Genomic DNA, 1,141 nt, shown 5'->3' on the forward strand with positions numbered 1-1,141 from the left:
CTTTCCAGACGCTTCCACTAACACACACACTGATTCAGGCTCTGGGCTGCTCCCCGTTCGCTCGCCGCTACTGGGGGAATCTCGGTTGATTTCTTTTCCTCGGGGTACTTAGATGTTTCAGTTCCCCCGGTTCGCCTCATTAACCTATGGATTCAGTTAATGATAGTGTGTCGAAACACACTGGGTTTCCCCATTCGGAAATCGCCGGTTATAACGGTTCATATCACCTTACCGACGCTTATCGCAGATTAGCACGTCCTTCATCGCCTCTGACTGCCAGGGCATCCACCGTGTACGCTTAGTCGCTTAACCTCACAACCCGAAGATGTTTCTTGCGATTCATCATCGTGTTGCGAAAATTTGAGAGACTCACGAACAACTCTTCGTTGTTCAGTGTTTCAATTTTCAGCTTGATCCAGATTTTTAAAGAGCAAAACTTCGCAGTGAACCTTTGCAGGTACACTCTGAAGTATTTTTTATTTAATCACTACAGAGATGGTGGAGCTATGCGGGATCGAACCGCAGACCTCCTGCGTGCAAAGCAGGCGCTCTCCCAGCTGAGCTATAGCCCCATAACATGTAGTTAAAACCTCTTCAAATTTGCGGTGCAAATTTGGTAGGCCTGAGTGGACTTGAACCACCGACCTCACCCTTATCAGGGGTGCGCTCTAACCACCTGAGCTACAAGCCTGTAGAGGTTTTACTGCTCATTTTCATCAGACAATCTGTGTGAGCACTTCAAAGAACGCTTCTTTAAGGTAAGGAGGTGATCCAACCGCAGGTTCCCCTACGGTTACCTTGTTACGACTTCACCCCAGTCATGAATCACAAAGTGGTAAGCGCCCTCCCGAAGGTTAAGCTACCTACTTCTTTTGCAACCCACTCCCATGGTGTGACGGGCGGTGTGTACAAGGCCCGGGAACGTATTCACCGTGGCATTCTGATCCACGATTACTAGCGATTCCGACTTCATGGAGTCGAGTTGCAGACTCCAATCCGGACTACGACGCACTTTATGAGGTCCGCTTGCTCTCGCGAGGTCGCTTCTCTTTGTATGCGCCATTGTAGCACGTGTGTAGCCCTGGTCGTAAGGGCCATGATGACTTGACGTCATCCCCACCTTCCTCCAGTTTATCACTGC

General features: G+C 49.6%; 2 tRNA genes and 2 rRNA genes. All 4 read right to left on the reverse strand.

What is annotated here, in order from left to right:
* Window positions 1-312, reverse strand: a 23S ribosomal RNA gene (locus FFT88_RS25200); the annotation flags it as partial.
* A gap of 184 nt (window positions 313-496) precedes the next feature.
* Window positions 497-572: transfer RNA gene (locus FFT88_RS25205), tRNA-Ala, on the reverse strand.
* Between the two features lie 42 nt (window positions 573-614).
* Window positions 615-691: transfer RNA gene (locus FFT88_RS25210), tRNA-Ile, on the reverse strand.
* 68 nt (window positions 692-759) lie between these two features.
* Window positions 760-1,141: ribosomal RNA gene (locus tag FFT88_RS25475) — 16S ribosomal RNA — on the reverse strand; the annotation flags it as partial.

Source organism: Escherichia sp. E4930, from assembly GCF_005845405.1.
Lineage (GTDB): Bacteria > Pseudomonadota > Gammaproteobacteria > Enterobacterales > Enterobacteriaceae > Escherichia.